The sequence below is a fragment of the Paenibacillus sp. OT2-17 genome (assembly GCF_009827695.1).
Taxonomy (GTDB): domain Bacteria; phylum Bacillota; class Bacilli; order Paenibacillales; family Paenibacillaceae; genus Paenibacillus; species Paenibacillus polymyxa_B.
In genome coordinates this window covers 49709-72529 of record NZ_WUDQ01000009.1, presented here as the reverse complement: position 1 = coordinate 72529, position 22821 = coordinate 49709, and the positions used below count along the sequence as shown (strand labels likewise).

Annotated in this window: 21 protein-coding genes; 19 read left to right on the top strand and 2 right to left on the bottom strand. The window is 43.2% G+C overall.

What is annotated here, in order from left to right:
• The 17 genes from GRP75_RS04820 to GRP75_RS04750 all read left to right on the top strand — a co-directional run.
• A partial coding sequence (locus GRP75_RS04820) for an ABC transporter ATP-binding protein (protein WP_160788732.1) occupies window positions 1-467 on the top strand: 467 nt, incomplete at its 5' end.
• Window positions 464-1678: an ABC transporter permease gene (locus GRP75_RS04815; protein WP_160788731.1), complete on the top strand. Its 1215-nt coding sequence runs from the start codon at window positions 464-466 to the stop codon at window positions 1676-1678. The genes GRP75_RS04820 and GRP75_RS04815, both read left to right, overlap by 4 nt.
• Window positions 1679-2760: 1082 nt before the next feature.
• A complete protein-coding gene (locus tag GRP75_RS04810; RefSeq protein WP_160788730.1) occupies window positions 2761-2907 on the top strand; it encodes a hypothetical protein in 147 nt (48 codons plus the stop codon).
• A gap of 39 nt (window positions 2908-2946) precedes the next feature.
• Window positions 2947-3150, top strand: coding sequence for a hypothetical protein (locus tag GRP75_RS04805; RefSeq protein WP_237448922.1), 204 nt, complete (start codon window positions 2947-2949; stop codon window positions 3148-3150).
• Window positions 3151-3183: 33 nt separating this feature from the next.
• Window positions 3184-3483: a hypothetical protein gene (locus tag GRP75_RS29135; RefSeq protein WP_202403984.1), complete on the top strand. Its 300-nt coding sequence runs from the start codon at window positions 3184-3186 to the stop codon at window positions 3481-3483.
• 220 nt (window positions 3484-3703) lie between these two features.
• Window positions 3704-5038: a DUF418 domain-containing protein gene (locus GRP75_RS04800; RefSeq protein ID WP_160788728.1), complete on the top strand. Its 1335-nt coding sequence runs from the start codon at window positions 3704-3706 to the stop codon at window positions 5036-5038.
• 462 nt (window positions 5039-5500) lie between these two features.
• The gene (locus GRP75_RS30415) at window positions 5501-6649 is read left to right on the top strand and encodes a pentapeptide repeat-containing protein (protein WP_160788727.1); all 1149 of its coding nucleotides are present in this window, start codon (window positions 5501-5503) and stop codon (window positions 6647-6649) included.
• Between the two features lie 6 nt (window positions 6650-6655).
• Complete coding sequence (locus GRP75_RS04790; protein WP_160788726.1) at window positions 6656-7213, top strand: hypothetical protein; 558 nt, start codon at window positions 6656-6658, stop codon at window positions 7211-7213.
• A 20-nt stretch (window positions 7214-7233) separates the two neighbouring features.
• Window positions 7234-7902: a hypothetical protein gene (locus tag GRP75_RS04785; protein ID WP_160788725.1), complete on the top strand. Its 669-nt coding sequence runs from the start codon at window positions 7234-7236 to the stop codon at window positions 7900-7902.
• Window positions 7889-9313, top strand: coding sequence for a phage baseplate assembly protein V (locus GRP75_RS04780; protein ID WP_028541097.1), 1425 nt, complete (start codon window positions 7889-7891; stop codon window positions 9311-9313). Before GRP75_RS04785 ends, GRP75_RS04780 begins: the two co-directional genes overlap by 14 nt.
• A gap of 27 nt (window positions 9314-9340) precedes the next feature.
• A complete protein-coding gene (locus GRP75_RS04775; RefSeq protein WP_160788724.1) occupies window positions 9341-9775 on the top strand; it encodes a DUF4280 domain-containing protein in 435 nt (144 codons plus the stop codon).
• An 11-nt stretch (window positions 9776-9786) separates the two neighbouring features.
• On the top strand, window positions 9787-12822 hold the full coding sequence (locus GRP75_RS04770; RefSeq protein ID WP_160788723.1) for a phage baseplate assembly protein V: 3036 nt from the start codon (window positions 9787-9789) through the stop codon (window positions 12820-12822).
• 13 nt (window positions 12823-12835) lie between these two features.
• Window positions 12836-13168 (top strand): Imm8 family immunity protein, encoded by a 333-nt coding sequence (locus tag GRP75_RS04765; protein WP_069079802.1) that lies wholly within the window; start codon window positions 12836-12838, stop codon window positions 13166-13168.
• A 478-nt stretch (window positions 13169-13646) separates the two neighbouring features.
• Window positions 13647-13916: a preprotein translocase subunit TatA gene (locus GRP75_RS04760; RefSeq protein WP_069079801.1), complete on the top strand. Its 270-nt coding sequence runs from the start codon at window positions 13647-13649 to the stop codon at window positions 13914-13916.
• 256 nt (window positions 13917-14172) lie between these two features.
• Window positions 14173-14472 (top strand): hypothetical protein, encoded by a 300-nt coding sequence (locus tag GRP75_RS29500; RefSeq protein ID WP_237448921.1) that lies wholly within the window; start codon window positions 14173-14175, stop codon window positions 14470-14472.
• Entirely contained in the window at window positions 14460-15017 is a 558-nt protein-coding gene (locus GRP75_RS04755; RefSeq protein ID WP_237448920.1) for a hypothetical protein, read from the top strand. Before GRP75_RS29500 ends, GRP75_RS04755 begins: the two co-directional genes overlap by 13 nt.
• 362 nt (window positions 15018-15379) lie before the next feature.
• Window positions 15380-15805, top strand: coding sequence for a MarR family winged helix-turn-helix transcriptional regulator (locus GRP75_RS04750; RefSeq protein WP_023986869.1), 426 nt, complete (start codon window positions 15380-15382; stop codon window positions 15803-15805).
• 266 nt (window positions 15806-16071) lie between these two features.
• On the opposite strand, the gene GRP75_RS04745 is transcribed toward GRP75_RS04750, so the two are convergent.
• Window positions 16072-17046, bottom strand: coding sequence for a bile acid:sodium symporter family protein (locus GRP75_RS04745; protein WP_023986870.1), 975 nt, complete (start codon window positions 17044-17046; stop codon window positions 16072-16074).
• A gap of 115 nt (window positions 17047-17161) precedes the next feature.
• Window positions 17162-18043: an AraC family transcriptional regulator gene (locus GRP75_RS04740; protein ID WP_160788722.1), complete on the bottom strand. Its 882-nt coding sequence runs from the start codon at window positions 18041-18043 to the stop codon at window positions 17162-17164.
• Window positions 18044-18179: 136 nt separating this feature from the next.
• On the opposite strand from GRP75_RS04740, the gene GRP75_RS04735 reads away from it, so the two are divergent.
• Entirely contained in the window at window positions 18180-21536 is a 3357-nt protein-coding gene (locus tag GRP75_RS04735; RefSeq protein WP_160788721.1) for a DUF5107 domain-containing protein, read from the top strand.
• A complete protein-coding gene (locus tag GRP75_RS04730; RefSeq protein ID WP_028541090.1) occupies window positions 21529-22815 on the top strand; it encodes a cellulase-like family protein in 1287 nt (428 codons plus the stop codon). Before GRP75_RS04735 ends, GRP75_RS04730 begins: the two co-directional genes overlap by 8 nt.
• Window positions 22816-22821 lie beyond the last annotated feature (6 nt).

The following is a 22821-nucleotide window of genomic DNA, read 5'->3' as shown; positions in this document are numbered from 1 at the left end:
ATCAGAAACTGGGTTTTGTGTTTCAAAAATTCTATCTACTTTCCCGAACTACAGCATTAGCAAATGTAGAGCTACCTATGATGTATGCAGGTATACCTGCCAAGGAACGCCGGGAACGAGCCGTGGAGGCACTACGTAGCGTTGGTCTTGCAGAACGAATGTATAACAAGCCTAATGAGCTTTCTGGTGGTCAGCAGCAACGTGTCTCCATTGCCCGAGCATTGGTGAATAATCCTGTTATTCTGCTGGCGGATGAGCCTACGGGAGCACTGGATACGAAGACGAGCGTCGAGATTATGGAGCTGTTCCAAGGCTTGAATGAGCTGGGAAAAACCATCGTCTTGGTCACGCATGAGCTGGAAATTGCTGAATATGCCAAACGATTGATTAGTTTTCGGGATGGTAATATTGAACGAGATGAGCGTATTACGAATAGACGAATTTCATCAAGGATGGTAAGCCTATGAATTTGATGGAAACAATCCGTGTATCTATGAATAGCTTAACCACCAACAAGATGCGCTCATTTTTAACGATACTCGGTATTATTATTGGGGTAGCGGCGGTTATTGCCATTATGGCAATCGGAAATGGCTCTAAGGCCAGTATTAAGGAGGAAATCGACAAATTAGGAAATAACGTGCTTATGGTTGCTCCAGCCATGCCAATGACTGAAGAAGAAGTCATTGTGAGCAACTTGGCCTCATTTACGTGGGCTGATATCGAGGCGTTGGAACAAAAGAAGTCTATAGATGCATTAATGCCAAATATAACGAGCAATTCAAAAGCTACGTGGGGGCGATATAACTATAACGCCACTATTGTAGGGACTTCCGCTTCATTCTATAAGGTCAAAAAGGTTTCCTTTGCCGAGGGTAGAACATTTACCAACGATGAGATGGATAAACGCATGAATGTCGCCGTCCTTGAAAGCCAAGCGGTTCAACGTCTTTTTGGTGGAGATACCCAAAATGTATTAGGACGAACGTTTCAAGTTAAACAGATCCCTTTTAAAGTGATCGGAGTATTGGATACTCAGCCAGTTACGAACTTAAGCTACGGTAGTGATGATCAAATTTATATCCCTGCTACCACTATGATGAACCGTTTGGGTGAGAAGAATATTGTCACTCTGGATGTGTCCGCCAAGTCAGCAGCTTTGATGGATCAGGCTCATTCAGACATATTGGAAAGCTTGCGTGTGACGCACCAGCTAAAACCTTCAGAACCGGATCAATTTCAAGTTACAAGTCTGTCCGAAGCAGTAGGTGCAGCTTTAGGTGTAGATAAAATCATGAGCAACTTGCTGGGAGGTGTAGCCGCGATATCGCTCGTGGTAGGGGGAATCGGAATTATGAATATTATGATGGTTTCAGTTATAGAGCGTACGAGAGAAATCGGGATTCGAAAAGCTATCGGTGCCAAGCCAAGAGATATTATGATTCAATTTCTGTCAGAAGCAGTTATCTTCGGTCTAATGGGTGGTATCCTCGGGGTTGTTACTGGTATAGCAGCATCCAAAATAATTGAAGCAACTTCTCATATGGCCATTGAATTTACGGTCTCGCCTATCATATATTCGTTTCTCAGCTCCGCAGGTACAGGCATTCTATTCGGGGTATATCCAGCTTATAAAGCAGCAAGCTTGAAGCCTATAGATGCATTGAGATACGAATAATTTTATTGGCACATGATCGCAAAATAAAACGTAAACTGCTTCTAGATTTTGGAGAAACATATACTATGGAAAAAAGCTATACGCATAATAGAACCAGAGCTCATCGGATTAAGAGAAGAAGACTACTGTTTATTATTATCATTTGTATTGTTCTAAATATTTTAAAACTCTCTGACATCTTCAGTAGTAAACCACAGCCAGTAAAAACGATTGAATTTGCAGAAAAAATAAAAACAGTATCAACCGACAAATTAAATAACGAATCCAAAGGGAGCGAATCCTGAATCAGCAAATGCTCGTCCAAAAGCCTGAGGAGACAGATGATAAAAATTTCTATGTTATTTATGTCAAGAGAACACTGTAACCAAACAGAACGGAAGGAATAAGCAAAATATGGACATTAAAGATTTAGAGGATCTATTTTTATCTTATAAATCAGAACTCTTTGGAAATCCTTGAGAATAGTGCATAACAAACAGGATGCCGAAGATTTGTTGCACGAATGCTTTAATTCGGTTTATAAGTGCTTCCCTTGACTGGCCCAAAGATCGTATCCGTTTTATCTTTTGAGAATTGCCAAAAATCTTGCTATAGATTTATTAAGAAATGAAAAAAGATGGGAGGATACTCTTCACATAGAGAACTAATTGATTATCACTGGGATACCCTGGATTTGAAAATTCGAGAGGAAGTCGATCGGATTTTTTTGATGGTAAGTAATGACTAGCAAAGGACTGTACTTAATTGCGCCTAGTCCAAGGATACTCCATAAAAGAAATAGCTAATAATTTTAAACAAGAGTGAAGCTTCTGTGAAGTCGTTGCTGCACAGAGCTTCTTTTCAAGCACTAATCCTTAAATTTCTTTTTATTGTTGGGACTTTTTGGATCTGTCTGATTTCAATGCGCAGGTCAGGTGTCGGGCACCCAGGTAGGCCTTTCCGTAATCGTTATTGCCTTTGTTTTGATTCTGGCTTCATGGAAGACGGATACGTCAAAGCCCGACCTTTGCCTGATGCGCCGGCCGCTGTAAGCCAGGAACCGGTCCAGACGGAAAAGCTATGCTTCCGTAGTAGGTGAGATTGTGCAGGATTTCCTGGATCTGCGCGGTTTTGAACGTGATGTGGTTAAAGAAGCTGGCGTATTTGCGGACAAAACCTCTCCGGTAACAGAGATGCTGTATCATTCCATCTATGTGTTAATCCGAAATACAAATAACGAAGCCATCTAAGTGGTCAATGAACTGCTAAAAAAAAGAATAAACGTCACCATGCTTATGAAGAGCGGAGCCGGTTATGAAGCCGGTGACTTCGCAGTGGCTTATGACGATCTGCATCCGCTGGCAGCCAAATACTATCTTGATATAACGGCATTCGGCAATAACAGACCCGTTGGCAAAGTTCTTAAACCTTCTAATGTGAAAAACCGGGTTCCTCAACTTGCGTTTGCTGAACCGACGTGGGAAAGATGCTAAGGGGTCTTCCTGGCAAATGTCAAACAGGATCATGTGATTACAGCCCCTTACGATAATGAAGAATACTTCTACACCATTTCAGGTTCTTACATTACGAAACTACCTAAAGCCGCAAAAGTTCTTGCAACCATTAGTAATAAAGAAAACTTCTTCAAAGCGGGCTGGTGGCCAGGTCACGATGCTGCAAGAGGAAAGATCATGGCCTTCACCTATAAGGAAAACAAAAAGAATCTTACTGTTTTCTCCAATGATCTAACCAATGGCGCTCATTCACAGCAGCAATTCCGACTACTGGCCAATTCAATTTTTAATGCCGTCGCCGAAAAATACTGAGTGACTTTTAATAATATTGCAAACAACCTTATTCCAGTGATCAACTGCGAATAAGGTTGTTTTTGCGATAAAACGGTTTCGCCTACTGTGACATTTTGTTTACAACTTGATCAAACTTTAGCGACATCTGCAGGATATATTGGACTATAGCGTGAAATCAATCCTCTGCATAACCAGGTTGATAAAAATGTGAATTCAGTATTTCAGGGAGGAATGCAAGTTGCTAAGCAGTATAAAGCTGATGAGCAGATTCGTCAGAGAGTATGAGGGAGAGGAAAATATTAAAAAACGAGCTTCTTCCGTAAACAGCCAGTTGAATGAAAATCAAGTAGATGAAAAGACGGTTGCTAATAAATTGGATGAAAAAGCAGTAGATACAGCAGGTATATCCAATACATCCTACGACGGTACACAAAGCGATATTCCTTCTCGAAGCTCTGTAGAAGAGTCGAGGAGAAGGCGGGGCACCGGGCGTCTTGTAGCACTTGATGCAGTACGAGGACTGGCGGTGCTGGGAATGTACTTGCAGCACTTCGGATCGAACCCAAACGTTTCTGCGATTGTTTCCGGAAACACGACACTATTATTCGTATTGTGCGGGGGTATATCTTATTCCATTATGGCACAGCGCATGATGGATCGGGGAGCGGATACGGCCGCTTTCCGTGCGCGAATGCTGGCACGCGCCGTATTTGTTGATATTATCGGATATTTGCTTATTATGCTGAACACTCCATATGGTGTCATTTTGCCTGCCTATGCAGCTATGTTTGTGTTGGCACTAATGTTATTTCGCCGTTCGACCCGCACAATTGTTACAACAGCAGCAGTTTTGCTCGTGACGGCCCCGCCACTAATGATTCTTGGATCAAGCATTTTCTCGAAAGCTTATCTTCTTAGTGATATCGCGGGAGGTCCGATGTCAGCTCTCGCCTTGACTCCTGCATTTGTTGCCGGCATGGCCATTGGCCGCTTTGACCTCACCAGGATACGCACAGCTCTCATACTCGCAGGCAGCGGTATTGTTATGCTTGTGATAGGCAAAACGCTGGCCACTTTTGTGCTTCCAGGTTGGAGCCTTCGTTTTGAACAATGGCTGATCAGCGCACAGGGAATTGCTCCTATGCAGCCGGATGAATACGCAATTTGGCCGCTTAACACGGAACCACCGATGTGGCATATGCTTTTGCAGTCGGCTCCGCACACCGCTTCGTCATTCCAGACGATTACAGGCCTGGGAATCTCGTTTCTGGTATTGGGACTAGCATGCTTCGTGGCGAAGAAATTTTCCGCTGTATTAATGCCTTTTGCGGCAGTCGGGCGCGTGGCGCTGACCATGTATGCCATTCAGTTTGTGGTGGTCTGGATTCTTGATCTGATAGGAATCGGGCATAGTCTCGAAGGCGTTCCGTTCGGCGACCTGATTATCGGAGTGGCGGCACTACTGCTGGGCTGGCTGATTGCGCGGCTTCCTGTCGGCCCGCTTGAAGGACTGATGCGCCGTTTTGACCGAGTATTCAGTCCTACCCAACCAGTCTCACAAACAGTAAAGTAGATAGCCTTCTTGATACTCTATATTTATAGTCATAGAAAGTGCCGGGTTATAATTAAAACGGACTGATCAAACATGATACCAGATAAAGAGAATACAGTCCGATTTTCGGTATTCATCGGCTCTGATCATGGTGCCTAAATAAACTGAGCTATAAGATAATCAATGAACAGAATTGAAAAAGAGAAACTAATCATGAAAATAATAGAAAATATTAATATTTAATTTCTCGGAAGGGGTGGGTTCAATTGTGAACCCACCCCTTTTTCATTGAGTACAGTTATGGGTCTTTCTGTAAACAAAATCACTAATTTGTCCGATACATACATAAGGATGATTTACTGTTAAATATACCCTTGAAAATTATGATTTCACATATCATTAAAATTAGACTTCGGTTTAAGATAACCAACTACTTGAGGCGTGCAGCCTATGTAAATGTGACGACTAGAAAGGAGATAGAGCGTGAATCGTGAAGAGGTCTTTCGACATTTTAAAAATGAGATCTATGAACCGCTTAAGCATCGAATGTTATTCGCATTGGAAGTCTATTTCCAAAATCATAAGCATGCCTTAGCTAAGGCATTTCGCAATTCACTAGAGCAGATATTTGAGAAAGTCAAGTTGATGCAGCGAGAAGGTGATAAACACGCCTTGGGGTATATATCCTATTCCATGCTTCGTACCGAATTAGCAAATGGAAGGGCGACCTATTTGGTGGAGGCGATGGATAAGAGATGGTTTATGAACCGCCATAATTGTCGAGATACCTATAATGCAGATTGGGCATTTCGCTACTTGGACGAGTGGGAGACGAAATTAAGTAAGCACGCTAAGAAATACGGTGGAAGAATCGGATTAGATGATATTCAGAGGATGAAATTGCACGTGGCAGTACATGTTCATCAATATATCATTGCTTTGGCGCGTTTTAGTATCACAGAAGAATGGTTCGATGATATTCAGTTTGCTCATGAAATAGAGTTGGAAGATGTATTCGAACTGAGAGTCGGAGAATATTTAGATCGAAGTGAAGTCGTCTATAAACGAGATGTGCGTGTCAAAGATTCCATTGTGATTAAAGACTGGCTAGAGGAAAAAAAGCCCTACGACTACATACATGAAGTTTTCCGCAAGATCGATGGGTCTCAAGGAAATTATGAGGGAATACGTCTACAATATGCTGATTTGAGTGAAAGTTCCTTTATAAATAGTGATTTTACGGGGGGCAATTTGATTGGTTCCTGTTGGTATAAAGCATATTTACAAGAGGCTGATTTTAACGATTGTTTGATACAAGAAGCACGTTTTGAAAAAGCCAACTTAAGAGAAGCCTCTTTTCGAGATGCAGTAGCTGTACCTGGAATATACCAGTCTGAACGTTGGGAAAGACCTGGTTTTCAACCCGTAAGTTTTGCAGGAGCAGATCTTACAGGAGCCAAATTTCAGGGCGCTTACTTACAGAATGCTGATTTCACCGGGGCTATATTGCAGGGGGCCGACTTCATTGGTGCAGCTATAGAGGGGGCCTGTTTCAAAGGGGCGGTGCTGGATGGAACCCGATTTAGTTTAGGGATGCATCCAGTTGCCCGGGATCTAACTTCATTTGGATGAAACCATGTGGGACAGACGCAATGGAAGGGACGTGGCATAGTGGAGTATTTTCTTTGTCAACATGATGATCGGATGTTGTATTCTGCTGTTCCCATATGGGACGAAGAAGCCAATGCAGAGATGGTAAATATTAATAATTGGACGGAATGGCCCCCTTCTTATGCCGCACAGTTTAAGGTGAAAGGTCACGATTATACGGTTTATCCTGATATTCTGATGGGTTCGAGGATGATGGTATCTGATTCTGTACATGAGTTGTTACAGGTCTATACGCCGAGCCTCTTCAGTCGTATGGCTTTGTTTCGGGATATGGAACGTTCTCAGCAAAAGTTGTACTGGATGATTCAGCCCCCTTTAGTGAACTGTGTAGGTGAGCTAAGTACATTTCATCCCGGAGGAACATTGATGAAGTTGGTAGTAGATCGAGAGCGCACCGAGGGAAGGCCCTTATTGCAAGTTCAAGGTTTGCGTGAAACCTGTACATTAGTAAATTTGGCATTAGCAGAAAGTCTGTTGCGGAGGGGAACGAGTGGTATCTCCTTTCAGGAAGTCGATATGCAGTAACGAAATGGGAGGAGATATTTGTGGAACATCTGGATAAGAAAATTGTTTCTTTGCTACATACGGTAACATCAGAAAATGCCGAAAATAATCCATCCTTAACTGAGGATGGAGCTTTAAGTCACGCACACGATAAGGAGCCGTTTGGGCAAACATTACAAACATTCATGCAGCTTGAAGGGGAAAGTTTGGTTTTTGCTCAGCGGTATTTAGTGGATGAACGCATCAGTATAACAATGCCAAAGAGCTTTCGGGATATGCCAATTGATGAGCAGCTATTAAAATATCCTTCTCACCATCGCCCAGATTTTATTTTCACTAATGAGGCAGGCACGATTAACTTAACCTTCAAGCATACCGAGAGCCCGTTGCAAATAGAAGAGTTGGAGGACTTTACGGATGGGATGGCTCAGGTGGTAAAACAAACCCAGAAGTTGACCGAATGGTTTGGCCATGAAGTGTTGGAGGTAGGAGAGAATCGAATAGGATACTGCGAATTCATGACGCCAGTATGGAATGCTCGTATGTATAATTTATCTTTTTTTACAGTATTGGAAGGACGGGCGCTAATGTGTGCGTTTAACTGTACGGAAGAAGAAATAGTGAGCTGGAAGCCCGTTGCCCGCAGTATGCTGCTAACATTGAAAATCGAACCCGAGCGAAAGGAAAGTAACTCTTATGACATTAACTAACATTACATATGATCGGCTGCAAATTACACCATTTGAATTGGTGAGTATTCAGGAATTGCGTATGACCAAGCGGTTGAATGAGCATACCCGGCTCTCTTTTACAGCTATTTTACCTGAAGAATTACAGGACAGTTATGTTCAATTGATCGAAGCCGATTCTCCGGTTTGTGTATCACAATTGGATGAGGCAGGAACACCAACACCGCTATTTAACGGAACGGTACTTCATATGGAAGTCAGAGCTGTCCGAGATGTGTATTACCTGGAGGTCGAGGCTATATCACACACGTATAAACTGGATATTCGCAAAAAAGACAGGTCCTTTCAAGATAAAAATATGAAGGTAGAGGAATTGCTGCGGGCTGTAGGTGGGAATTATCCCGGTTTTGACATTATTGATTCGGCTACAGGGGGAGCAGCTTTAGGTCGCATAGCGGTCCAATATCGTGAAACAGATTGGGAGTTCCTAAAGCGGATCGCTTCGCGTTATCATACTTCACTCACGCCTGCCTCTGTGTTTGATGTGCCGAAGTGTTATTTTGGTGTTGAGGAGACCCCGTCAGGACTTGATTTAACGAATTATCATTATACCGTCAGTAAACGAGTTGCGGATTATCGTTATTTTAACGGCAATGATACAGCACATGTAAACGAGCATGATTTTATTGATTATCTGGTTGAGGCGGAGCAAGTTTTGGAGTTAGGCAGCACCGTTACCTTTAAAGGTAAAAGCTTGTACGTGTACAAGGTAGATACTCACATGCAAAAGGGTGTACTGCAGCACGTGTATACCTTAACCTCTCACAAGGGGTTGAGGCACAAGGAAGTCTTTAACGAACAGCTTATCGGTCTGTCTTTACCAGGTAAAGTCATTCAGGTAGAGCGAGATCGTATCAAATTACATTTGAATATAGATGCCGTTCAAGACCCTACGAAGGCCCACTGGTTCACGTATGTTTCTCCTTATACTGCGGAAGGACATAGCGGATGGTACGTGATGCCTGAGTTGGGAGATACCGTGCTACTCTATTTCCCCGCCCATCGGGAAGAAGAAGGCATGGCAAGTACATCTTTGCGCCAAAAGAATCAGAGTGTAGAGCAGCATGCTCTTGCTAATCCCGACATCAAATTGTTTCGGACCGCCCACGGCAAGGAAATCAAATTAACTCCCGATGAAATTGTAATCACCAGTAAGGAGGGGGCTGTGTATATTCAGTTAAATGAGAAAGATGGTATTCATATTGTAAGCGACAAACAGATTCATTTCTCAGCAGGAGGAAATATCTCCATTCATTCCGGCAGTAAAGTGAAAATCACGGCAGGGAATGAAATTCAAATGACTAGCAAAGGCAGCACCGTATCGCTGGGCGGAATGACAAATGTTCTGGGCAGTGAAGTGAAGACGAACTAAGAAAGGAATGAAAGGGGGAATAGAAGAATGGCAAATAAGTCTCGTTCCGATAAGGAACCTATTCAAGCTGGACGGGGAAGTAAACAAGGATATGTTGTTGCTGGGGCGATCTTAAGCTGCAGTTTTGGTACGCAACCGACACGTCTCAAACGTCCGTTCAGTCACGGAGTATATGTAAAAGATAAAGCGCAAATGAACGTTACAGATTACTTGCCAGGAACCAATATCAGCAATTTCGGTCGTTGCTCCTGTCCAGCTAATCCAGCGGTCAAAAGCAGTGACATGGTGGATATCTACGGGGTGAAAAAAGCGAACTGTGTTCCGGTCATCACCAGACCCTGGATCGGCGGCAAAAGTGATGTGCTTGTGGAGGGAGAACCAGCCTTGCTGGATCAATGCTCGAATGCGTGCCTATACGGGGGAATGATTCGGATAACAGACGATGGCCAGACGCTGGAGTAAGGAGGTACAAGTTGAATCACACACAAACGATGTTAACGTATACGGAGTTGGAATGTACAGGTCCATATCCTCTTCAAACGATAAGCGAACTGCGTATTGAACGAAAATTAAATGACCATGCCCGGTTAAAGATCAGTGGATGGTTAGATGAAGAGCAGAGAGATCATTACATAGAACAGGATCAGGATAACGAACCGGTCATTATCCGTACCAAAACAGAGAATGGTCAGCCTGAACGCATTTTGTTCCATGGTTTACTGGTCCATGCAGAAACACGGATGGTGCGTGGCATCTATTATGTGGAGCTTGAAGCCGTTTCTCATACGATTCAGTTGGATATTACACCTGTAACGCGTTCTTATCAGGATACCTTAATGCCCTACGGAAATTTAATCAAGCAAATCATTCAGAAGTACAATCAGGCCGATGTTATTGATAACATAACAGATAGTACTATCTTACATGAATTTACTTTACAATATCGAGAGACGGATTGGGCCTTTCTCAAACGGATGGCTTCCCGGTTTGGAACGGTGTTGATCCCAGAGATCTCATTGAATGGACCTAAATTCTGGTTTGGTATGCCTGAGGGGCAGTACGTTGAGATGAAGCATCCGGTTTACCGTACTCGACGTAGTTTTGATCCGAAAAGGACAGCGGAATTCAGCTACATGATGGAGAGTGAAACGTTTGCCAGGCCCGGAGACCTCACGAATTGGAATGGTGAGCAATGGATGGTGGCAGAAGTCACTTCTGAATTGCGGAAAGGGTTGCTGTTACACGAATATGAACTGGTTCACGAACAGGGAATTCAGCAAACAGAGATTTTGTGCCCTCACCTCACAGGAGCTTCACTCGAAGGACGTGTATTAGAAGCCAAATCAGGCCGAATCCGTGTTCATCTTACAGTAGATGAAAAACAAGATCGGGATAAGGCGTGGTGGTTTCCGTATGCCAGCAGTTATACCGCCGAAGGACATAGCGGTTGGTACGTCATGCCGGAACGAGGAGATAAAGTATCTGTCCGTTTTCCTACAGAGAAGGAGGCGGACGGATATGCGGCAAGCTCCATACGACAAGGGCGAAGTTCGTCGCCCAAGCTAGCTGATCCAGCCACCAAGTATTGGGGGACTCCTCATGGCAAGGACATCAAGCTGAGTACCAGTGAACTGAAGGTGACGGCTAAATCGGAACAGGTTCACATTTCAATGAATGGTTCAGGAATTCAGGTCGTCAGTGAACATGAATTGTCATTGTCGGCAGGCAAGACGCTCTCCTTGCATGCGGACGGGGAGCTGAATATTCAAGCTGCCGAGGCTATTTATTTCAAAGCGGGTAGCAGTAGTTTGGTGTTGGATGGAGAAACGGATATACGGTCCGCTAAAGTACAGCTGGAAGGCACGGTTAAAAGACCGGTTTTTGTTGCTGATTTAGCACCGATTTGGGAACCCCCATTAATGTCTGTGAAAGCTTATGCAGAGGCGCAAGCGGCGAAAAGTGCAGCAAGCAGCAGCACAGGGGGAAGCTCCAATTCAAGCGTTACATCGAAAGATAAGGGAGCCGTTAAGTCAGCTGTAAACACTCCCAGCTCACCGAAGGCTAGTCTACTCGATGGCGTATTGGGACTAGCCCAGAAAGTATGTGATGTGGCTGCGTCTATTCCTGTATTGGGTGCCATACCGAAAGCAGCAAGTCAAAAAATAGCTTCGATTCGTTCCGAAGTGGCTTCCTCTGGACCGTCATCCATAGTTAAATATGCGGCAGCAGGATTGTCCATGATTGCCAGCGTCCCTTCCCATGGTTGGGGAGTGGTGTTGGGGAAGACGGCCAAGGTTGCTGCTCAAACCTTACATGCACACGCGGAGGAACAGAGAGCCCGTGAACGGCATGCGACGATGGATTTTCTTGGTAAGGTATGGACGAGTGCCAGAGGGTATGGAGAAGTACAATCCATACATGACTTCATCAACTATGTAAAGGGAGTCAATCAGGCTTCCGTCCAAGCCTATAGAGATATTCCCTCTGATATACGGGAACGCTGGTATCAAAGAAATGTGGATCAACAGTTTGAAAAGGCGCTGGATGATTATTATAATAATCAAGATCTCTCCACAGATATAGTCGCATTAATGGAACATCAGCGGCAGACGGACAACCATTTTCGATATAGTGACAGAGCTTTGATGAGTTCCAAGTATCGGGATGATATGAAAGGATACACGACGGAACAGAAGAAATATCTAATTGATTTTCTGAATTCAATTGACGAATATAGAAAAGAGTATGGGCCGTATAGGGAAAGTCCTTTTATGAAAGACCTGGATGAGACTGAGCGGATTGTGCTCAATGAAATCAAAAACTCTGCTTATGAGAGTGTAGAAGCGACATGGGAACGAATACGTAATTTTCCTAATCTAGATATCCGTCAAATGGTGGCCGATAACTTCCAAGCAAAGCAAGACGTAGCAGATAACATCGTTAATGTCATAACGGATCCAGATGCTGCTTATGAAAAAACGATAAACAGATCCAAACAAGAAAATGCCCATTTGTTAGTAGATACAGCATTTGCGTTTATTGTTGGAATGAAAGGAAAGAAGCATTCTAAAGATGACGGTGCTTCACCAGGAGGATCGCCACATAAGAAGGATGATCCTCCTTCTGAGGGTACGGGAAAACCTAAATGGTGGCATCCTGGATATGTAGATAACTTGACTGATTCTCAAATTCTTCTTGGAGTTAAACAATCACCAAAAGGGTTATCAACTCTAGGCAGTTCTACTCGTACAGAGGCAATGAATGCTGGTAAAGCATGGGTAGGTGAGGGTGCTAAAGATATTATTGATAAAACGACAGGTGAAATTATTGGTTTTTCAAGTGCAGATGGAATGAGGGCTTTTAGAATTCAATTTAAGCCAGGAGAAAATATGGTAAGAGCAAATTTCCAAGAAAATATCATGATTAGGACAGAACGTAATTATAATGACTATAATAAGACATGGGCACCAAAGCAAATTAGAAATGTTCATATCGATATTTTGGATTAGGAGAGTAGATTAAATGCTTATTATAAAGGCTCTAACAAAGATATATGAGGACTGGGGTGATGATATAGACGATTTTTATATTACTTATCATATAGATATCGGTCCTAAGGACATAAATGGAGCATCAGACTTGTTTTCATTCGAATTAATTAGTCCTAAAAGGTTAGAACGGATGGTAGGTCCAGGTGATGTCATAATCGGACATGGTCATTTTATTACAAGTGACTTTAATGAAAAGATACTTGAAGCAACTTTGAATCGTATTATTAATAAATGCACAGATGATGATATTAATAAAGCATACAATAATCTCTCCAAATACTTTCGTTGGGAGATGGATGAGTAGTAACACATATAACCCATGTAATACCCGTAAAAAGATTTCCCCATTATGTTTGTACGCACATTAATACCTTAATTTTATACCCTAAATAACGTAATAGCGTTACATTGAACAGGTTGATTATGGTCAAATACTACCATGGTTGATCTGTTTTTTATCTGCTGTACCGCCACAACCCATGCGCACCATGCACCGTCAATTAAGCGGACAACAGATAGCGAAGCCAAGCAAGATTCGATTATTCTTACCCTTGCTGATAATGAACCGATCGGATTAGCATCCAAATAGTGTGATGAGATGCGGAAATCTAATCGAATCTATTCGGGGCTTACCGTTATTAACTAGGCTCTCTTGTTATTAATGAGTAATTCTGATGTGACAAATACAAGAGTTTTCCTATGCTTATGTATGTCTGGGTGTGATTCCTGCCTGTAGAGTGTCTAACCTATAAGGGAAAACATCTCCAAAGGAGAATACGTTTATGAATCATCCTGTTAAGGAATGTATTCAGAAGTTAGGGCTAACTCATCGGGCGTTTGTTGTCCTGTATGACATCTCATGGGAAAGGTTTCGTAGTTGCTTGTACGGTTACACCAATTCCATCCCCCGCGCCATCCTGAACGTCATGATACAGAACGGCTACGATGAACAGGAAGCACAACAGAAATATCTGTTATGGCGAAAGTGGAGAGTTCAGCAAGAGGTTCTATCTGATTCAAAATCGTCAAGCTTGCTAATGAGTACATGGTAGTTGAAGAAGTGTGGGGAAATGTTAAAGGTTCGGATGGCAGAATTACGCAGGATGGAATTCTGTATATATACGAGATGAATATGGAAACAATGGTGTAATGCGAATTATTTATAAGCAAACTCCCAAAGGAATTGAGTGGCATGTAGTACAATGGCACTAGCTTTCTATTGTAGAATTGCTTTTTTATTGCCAGTAATCTAAAGTCGTGTAAAAAGTTGAATTAAGTAACACTAACAATAGAAGGGGAGAAAGTCTGGTGGACGAGAAAGTTAAATATATTAATGAGCTGTTCAAATATCTAACACAAAATAATGATACAAAAGAATATCAAACTTTTTTTGCACTATTAGAAAAAATAAAACATAATCCTAGCTTGCTAGAGTATTATGGAGAAGAATTTGTTGAATATATGATAGATCTACTCCCGCGTATAGAAGATAAGTATGATCAAGCTTCACTAATAGAAACGATCATTGAATGTTTAGACATTTACACATTTACACATTTAGTGAAAACTACCTCAAGGAAATCTTTGATAAATATATGTTATGTATAGCTGAAAAAGCTGTTGATGTGAAAGGGATGTCAGCTTGTTTAATAGGGTTCATACAAGCGGGAATTACTGAAAAAGAAATAATTAAGAAGTTGGAGGAGAATTTAGAGAAAGAGCACTTAATAAGCGTACTCTCAAGAATGTACATCAATTATCTTGCTAATTCTGTAGAATCCAAATCTTACTTAATGAAGGAAGTACAAGAAGCCTATTATATAAGCCAGCGTTCTGGAATTGTTGCTCAATTTTTATTATTAGTGCATCCACACGTTCGGAAATATGCGGGAATAAGTCAGATCACTTTCTTATATGATTCATACAGAGGTGTGTATGAGGATTGCTGGCCAAGAGGGTTACTTCCTAATATGAAAGACATGCTTATTAAGTCAAAGGTGTTGTCATCAAAGGAAATAAGTATTTTAGAAGAGTTGGATAGGTTAATCAACATGCAAGAAGAAGAATTAGATTCGATGGAAGTCAGAAAATTGTATGAAGATTTTTTCGAAGGTAAAGATCCACTTGAAGTAATCTTTACTTTGCCGATGTAGAAAATTAGGTAAAATGATTTCACCTAACCACTTGATGATATGTTCCTGTGGTTAAGCGGAGTTAGCCCACCTTATTTAGAAGATGTTGGTTTTGTAGTACATACCAATTTCGAGTGAACCCAACCATACGACCAATAACACATATAAACCATGTAATATCCGTGGACGATAGTTAAGGTGGATTACTGTCAATAAGTGGACGCTCTGAAACGAGAATCATTATGCTGCATTTGCATACTGGTACGGTGATGACGGGTTGTAATATTTAAAATATTGTATGGGTTTTGACCATTCCATTTAAGCTTGATACAATAGGTTAAACGAAGTGGAGATACTTTAACATAGAATGGTGTGGTCTAAACTTGCAACATGAAAACGAACTCTTGGATGTATGGTTGTCTTTGTCTCACATCCATTCCACTTTAAATGATAAGTTAGAACAAGCTCTACTACAAAATTATGATTTATCCTTGAAGGAGTTTTATGTTTTGGGTTTTATATCCAATTCCGAGGAAAAAAAATTACGACTGCAGCAACTTCAAGAATTGGTGGGATTAAGTCAAAGTGCGACATCGAGACTCGTAGTGAGAATGGAAGCCAAAAACTGCGGGGCTTTACAAAGATATACATGCGAGGATGATCGACGAGGTGTGTATACTCGGATTACGGAATTAGGTGAAAATAAATTCCAGCGTGCACTTCAAACCTTTAATCAGGTGTTACAATCAGAACTTCAGAAAGATGGAGTGAAGTCACAATTTCAAAATCTTACGCAAAAGCTATTTTAGACTTTGCAACCTGTGTATATCGTTCTTAGTTTCCTTAGGGTAATATGTGGCTTGAACGTTGTGCCACGAAAGGCTCTTTACAGGGGCTTAGTTTATTACCCTAGACGATTCAATAGAAATGTTATGATTGGAAAGTGAACATTTACATGATTGTGCATGCATATTTAAATTAGGCTTCCAACCATGTACGCATAGAGACGCCCTTCCGAAACTCCTCCTCAAAAGGAGGAGTTTTATCGTCTGGAACCGCCGCCAGCCCCCTTTGCTTAAGAAACTGAGGCCGTATTGCGCTTTTCCTTGGCGTTGCCGCGGTCGCGACGACTTAGCAGAAATCCGACCAGAGATGCCGTGGATTGCTGGAAAATCATCCCGAGTACAACAGGCAGTGCTACCGGGGCCGGGAAATAGGTGATGGCCAGCACAGCTCCCGCGCTAATATTACGCATGCCGCCGTTAAAGACAAGCGCCGTACGGTCTGCATTATTCCACCGCATCAGCCCTGATATCAGATAACCGATCGCATATCCAGTGGAAGCAAGGACGACTATGGATAGGCATACTCCAACAAGCTTGAGATTAAAATCGACCAGATAAGGCGCGATGACAGATCCGTTAATCATGACGACAAGAGCCATAGCCAGCTTGGAGAACGGGCCTAGCCGAGGTCCCCATACCTGCTTGATCTTCCCTTTAGTCCATTCGTTCAATACCATGCCGATTAGCGAAGGAACGACAATCATCCAGAACAGACTCTGCATCATCGCCCAGGTATCGAGATGCACATCCGCTCCGATCAGCAGGGACATGATGCCCGGCACGGCGAATGGGGCCAAAATCGTATCAATTAGAATGATCGCCAATGTCAGCGCCGTGTTGCCTTTATAGATGTTGACCCACACGAAGCTGGAAATACCTGTAGGGATAGCTGCACCAAGAATAAGTCCAGTGATCGTATAAGGATCATTACTGAAGGCCAGATGCCCCAGCATCATGGCGAGAAGCGGCATGGCCAGGTGAAGAATAAACAGACAGGCGATGAGCGGACCAGGATGCTTTATCACATGGACAAAATCCTTAAACCCCATACTGATACTGCCCGCGAAGGTCATGAATGCAAACAGCCAGGGAGAGAGTTCGGTATATTGTGACAACGGCGTACCGATCAGGACGCCAATTAGAATGCTGATTGGCGTAATTAGCGGCATAGCTGCATTTAGTCTTCGATTCAACGTGAGGAGCATACAAAACTTCCTTTTTTAACCTTAAGTATAGACCTTGCACCCCTGATTCGTAAATGATCTGTGACCTTGCGGTAGCCCGATAGAAGCAAATTTGAACGCTCCTGATGAACATAGATCAACCCTTCAAATTATTTCGATACTCCAGAGGAGAGCAACCCATTATTTTTTTGAATAGCCTGGAGAAGTAGTAAGGGTCCCTAAAACCGAGTTGTATGCTAATTTCTTTAATAGAAGCATTCGTCAAATCCAAAAGCTGACTGGCCCTCTGTATCTTCATTCTTAAATAGTAATCGACAGGAGAGTAGCCGGTGGATTGTTTGAATATCAAGTTCAGATGCTGCTTGGATACCTGAACATGCCGACTAAGCTCCTCAAGCGAAACGGTGGATTCCAATTGTTCACTCATATAGCGTGTTGCCTTATCCACATGACTCTGGTACGTACTGTCTTCCTTGCGAAATGCAACCGATACAACAAAACTCAGCAGATAACGGACAGTTTGCGATACTTGAACTAAATGTATGATGGAGTATGATTTGTTCAGTAAAAGGTCGTAACACTGATGAAATAGCTCCAGTAGTTTGACTTCATCACTGGCGGCCATCGAAATATACGTTTTAAAAGGCTCGAATAATGCCATAAAATCATCAGCTTGGTCCCCTTTAAGATGAAACCAGTAAATCGTCCAAGGATCTCCATCGTCAGCCCCATAAGCATGTGGCATGTCCCTGGGAATGTACGCAAAGCTTCGCTCCGTCATGTCAATCGTTAGGCCATCCTTTGTTCGTATCCAACCTTTTCCGCTGGCACAGTAGATGAATATATGAGAGTCACATCCGTGCATTCTTTCACGAAAATGATGGCGGGCATGGCTGAAGCAGCCTATGTCCGTAATATATAGATTTTTTGTAAGCGGATTCATATTTAATTTATCCAGCATATAGGGTGGAAGGACATATAACTTTTCACCCTCAAATCCATCAGCTTTCTTATTCATAATCTATCCATCTCCTAGCCTTAGGCGGCTCTAATGATGAAATACGTATATAATCCATCATAAACAGTGGATTGTCAATTGTCTGTAATGTCGCTTACTTGTAAGCTCTGAATATAAGAGCGACTATGAGGGAGTGATGGAATTGAGCATCTTCGACGCTAAGGCACGCGTGTGGGAGGAAACCGTGCACATCCCCACATATGGAATTGGCAAACCCGACAAAAATCCAATGTTTCTGGAGAAACGTGTCTATCAGGGAAGTTCTGGTCGAGTGTATCCGCATCCAGTAATTGATAAAATTGAGGATGAGAAGAAGCTTGAAAATTACCAAATGGTTTTTCTGGAAAATAAATATTTACGCATTGAGATCATGCCGGAACTGGGAGGCCGCATTTATCGTGCGGTCGACAAGACCAACGGTTACGATTTTGTTTATTATAACAGGGTCATCAAACCAGCGCTTGTGGGCTTATTGGGGCCGTGGATATCTGGAGGCATTGAGTTCAACTGGCCGCAGCATCACCGTCCCAACACTTACGGACCCGTTGAATACAAGTTGGAAGAACATGAGGACGGAAGCGCAACGGTATGGGTGAGCGAAATTGATCGTATGTTCGGCACGAAAGTAACAGCTGGATTTACACTCCAACCGGATAAAGCATACCTTAAAGTTGGGGCCCAGCTATACAACCGGACTGCCGAGCCTCAAACGTTTCTATGGTGGGCCAATCCAGCCGTAGCGGTACATGAGCACACACAATCTGTTTTTCCTCCAGACGTATCAGCCGTGTTCGACCATGGAAAGCGAGATGTATCCCGTTTCCCGATCGCTACAGGCACTTATTATAAAATGGATTATTCTGAAGGCGTAGATATCTCCCGATACAAAAATATTCCTGTCCCCACTTCATATATGGCCTATAAATCGGATTACAATTTCATAGGTGGTTACGACCATATGAAACAAGCCGGGCTTTTGCATGTGGCTAACCATCACATCTCTCCCGGAAAAAAGCAATGGACATGGGGAAATGGCGAATTCGGCCAAGCATGGGACCGGAATCTAACAGACGAAGACGGCCCCTACATCGAGTTGATGACGGGGGTATATACCGATAACCAACCAGATTTCACTTGGCTTCAGCCGTATGAAGAAAAATCGTTCTCGCAGTATTTTATGCCTTACAAACATATTGGTATTGTCAAAAACGCTTCAATTGACGCAGCCGTTAATTTGGAATTAAATCGCAGCGAAGGGACAGCACAGATTGGAGTCTATGTAACTTCGTCATTTCGTGACGCTGTTGTGGAATTAAGTAGTCAGCGGAAAGTTTATATCCAAGAAACCTTAGATCTGACACCTAATAAGGCCTTTATGCAGAAGACAGTTATTTTGGCTGAGGATGAGGATTATGAACTATGCTTAACCGTCAAAGACGCGACCGGAAGGGAGTTGATTAGCTATCAGCCGAAGAAAAAGGAAGTTGAACAGATGCCGGCTGCTGCCGCCCCCCTGCCAGAACCGGAGGAATTAAGAACGAACGAAGAATTATATTTAGCAGGACAACACTTGGAGCAATACCGTCATGCTACCTTTGAACCCGAGGCGTATTATCTTGAGGGCCTGAAAAGAGATAAAAATGACAGCCGCATAAATGTGGCATATGGTACGTTGCTTCTTCGTAGAGGGTTGTATTCAGAAAGTGAAGAGTGCTTTCGTAAAGCTATCTCGCGGGTAACCTGGCGTAACTCTAATCCCTATGACGGTGAGGCCTACTACCAGCTTGGCTTGTCGCTAAAATACCAAGAGCGGATGGATGAGGCGTTCGCTGCATTTTATAAATCAGTATGGAGTGCAGCATGGCAAGACAGCGGGTATTTCTCACTGGCACAGATTGCGACAGAAAAAGGGAACTATGAAGAAGCGTTGGAGCTGGTGGAGCGTTCGATAATCCGAAATGCTCGCAACTACAAAGCACGCAACCTGAAGTCGGCTATTCTTCGTAAGCTTGGCAGCTACGAAGCGGCAATAGCCTATTCCAAGGAAACAATTAAGCTCGATATCGCCGATTTTGGAGCTTACCGTGAGCAAGCATTATCATTAGAGGCTCTCGGGTTACGAGATGATGCTAAAACGGTCTTCGAAGAGCTGGAAAAATGGATGCGTGGAGATGTGCATAATTATATAGCAGTAGCATCGGACTATGCAGCGGCGGGACTCTATGAGGATGCAGTATGTGTGTTGGAAGAAGCTCCAGAGCAGGCGAAAACATACCCTATGCTGTATTACGTTCAGGCCTTCTGCTATGCTAAAATCGGCAAGTATGAGCAGGCGAATAATGCTCTCGCGCAGGCCGCAGTTGCAGTTCCCGACTACTGCTTTCCTAACAGTCTGTTGGAGTTGGATGTGTTACAATTTGCAATTCGAACGAGACCGGGGGATGGAAAGGCGCATTATTACTTAGGTAATTTACTCTATGACAAGAAACGGCATTGGGATGCCATTTCCAGCTGGGAAACGTCTCGTTCCATTGACGATACTTACCCCGTTGTTCACCGTAATCTTGCTCTTGGATATTTTAACAAACAAGGCCAAGTAAAGAAGGCTCGCCATTCGTTAGAGCAGGCCTTTGCGTGCAATACTTCAGACGCGCGTGTTCTTTATGAGCTTGACCAGCTGTATAAGAAGCTGAACATCAAGCCCAACGACAGATTGAACCTAATGGAGAGTTATCCGGGAATCATAAAGCTTCGCGATGATCTGTTTTTGGAATATGTAACCGTTCACAATACGATGAAGCAGCATAAAATAGCGTTGTCCTTGCTGACAGGGAGAATATTTCATCCATGGGAAGGCGGAGAGGGGAAGGTAACTGGACAGTATAGGCTTGCCAAGGTAGAGCTTGCGAAGTCCGACCTGAGGTCTGGGCAGATTGAGCAGGCTGTAAAAGGGCTGCGGGAGGCTTTAGTGTATCCAGAGAATCTTGGCGAAGGTAAGCTAGAGGGTTCCCGAGATAACGATATCTACTATTATTTGGGCTGCGCGTATGAACTATTGAAATTAACAGATGAGGCAAGGCAGGCTTTTTCCACGGCCTCTCAAGGACAGGGGGAACCCATTAACGCCATGTATTATAACGATCAACAGCCGGATATGATATTTTACCAAGGATTGGCCTGGCAGAAACTTGGTTATGCGAAGGAAGGCAATCGTCGATTCAACAAGCTCATTGATTACGCCGAAAGGCACTTGTTCGAACCCGTGAAAATGGATTATTTTGCGGTTTCGTTACCCGACTTTCTCATCTTTGAAGATGACCTGAATAATCGTAATCAGGTTCATTGTACTTATATGAAAGCACTTGGTTTGCTTGGATTAGGACGACAGGACGAAGCTATCTTGCATTTTGAATCGGTGCTTAAGCTGGAAGCTAACCATCAAGGAGCATTGAACCATATGGACTGGAGCTGGGAGGGGAAATCAAATGAGTAATCTCATGAGAAATGTACCGCGCAAATTGACGATCACCATGTGGGACTTTTCTTGGTATACAATGACGCAAGAAGGTGAGCCCTACAGCGATCTTGAAGCCCGTTTTAAAGAAGCGGTCGAAAGAGGGTACAATACGATCCGAATATGTGCTATGCCATTCATGTTGTTTACAGCGGATGGCAAACGTCCTGGACCCTTGGAGTTTGCTAACCTTGGGGAAGTAGGTCAGCGTACGCGTTGGTATAACTGTCGTGGCGGCGCAGTGCTGGACGGGCATGCTCATTTACTTGAACTGTTTAAACAAGCAAAGGCTCATAACTGTTACATTATGTTATCCTCTTGGGAATATCAGCAGAGTCCCAGCTTTCTGGCTCATGCTGAGCTTAGAGATGAATTAGCTGCAATACCTCCTAAGGAGAGATTCATGGCCATTGCAAAATCAATGGATCAGTTGATCCGTTTCGTCACAGCAGAAGGCTATAGGAACCAGATCATCTATACAGAGTTGCATAACGAAGTGGAATTTGGGCAGTTAAACGCTGTTGGGACGTCTGAAGGCATAGCCGAAACGAATGTACCAGCGCTTATTGAAGCCATGCAGCCCTATGTAGAAGAAGCGATTGAATATCTTCGCCAATGTCATCCCGATATTATGATGACGGCAAGCTATACGTTAAATGAAGCCTACCCTAAAGCTTACGTCGCGCGCAATATGCAGGTTGCCCATTTTCATCTTTATATTAAAGGGGTGCTCAATGAGCTTATGGAAGCGGCAGGGCTTTATGATGAGTTGGCGCCGTTCCCCAATCCATTCGTACAATCCCTATTAAGAGAAGATGCTCCTCCATTTGCAAAGTGGACCCTGCCTCCGGAGCAGAATTGGCGGATGGAAGGCAATCCAGTCGGCATGAGGCTTATTTATTTACACGACTGGGTAGATCCCGACCAATGGGATTTATTTTTGTACGATCGGTATGGAGACCATAAAATTGCCATGTTGCAGAAGGCCGACACCCGTTTAGAAGAAATTCATGAATGGACTCGTCATTCCGGTATTCCAATAGTCATAGGAGAAGGTTATGTAGGCTATACGCCGCTGTATGCCCAATTTGAAGAAGGCCCAGTCGGCAAATTTATCGCTGAATATGTGTTGCGAAAAGGAATGGCACTTGGGTTCTGGGGAATGACCCTCTGCTCTAACTGTGCTCCCCATCATCCATTCTGGAATGATATCGCTTGGCAGCGCAAATGGAATCAATTTATCTTGAATTCAGATTAACGAGTG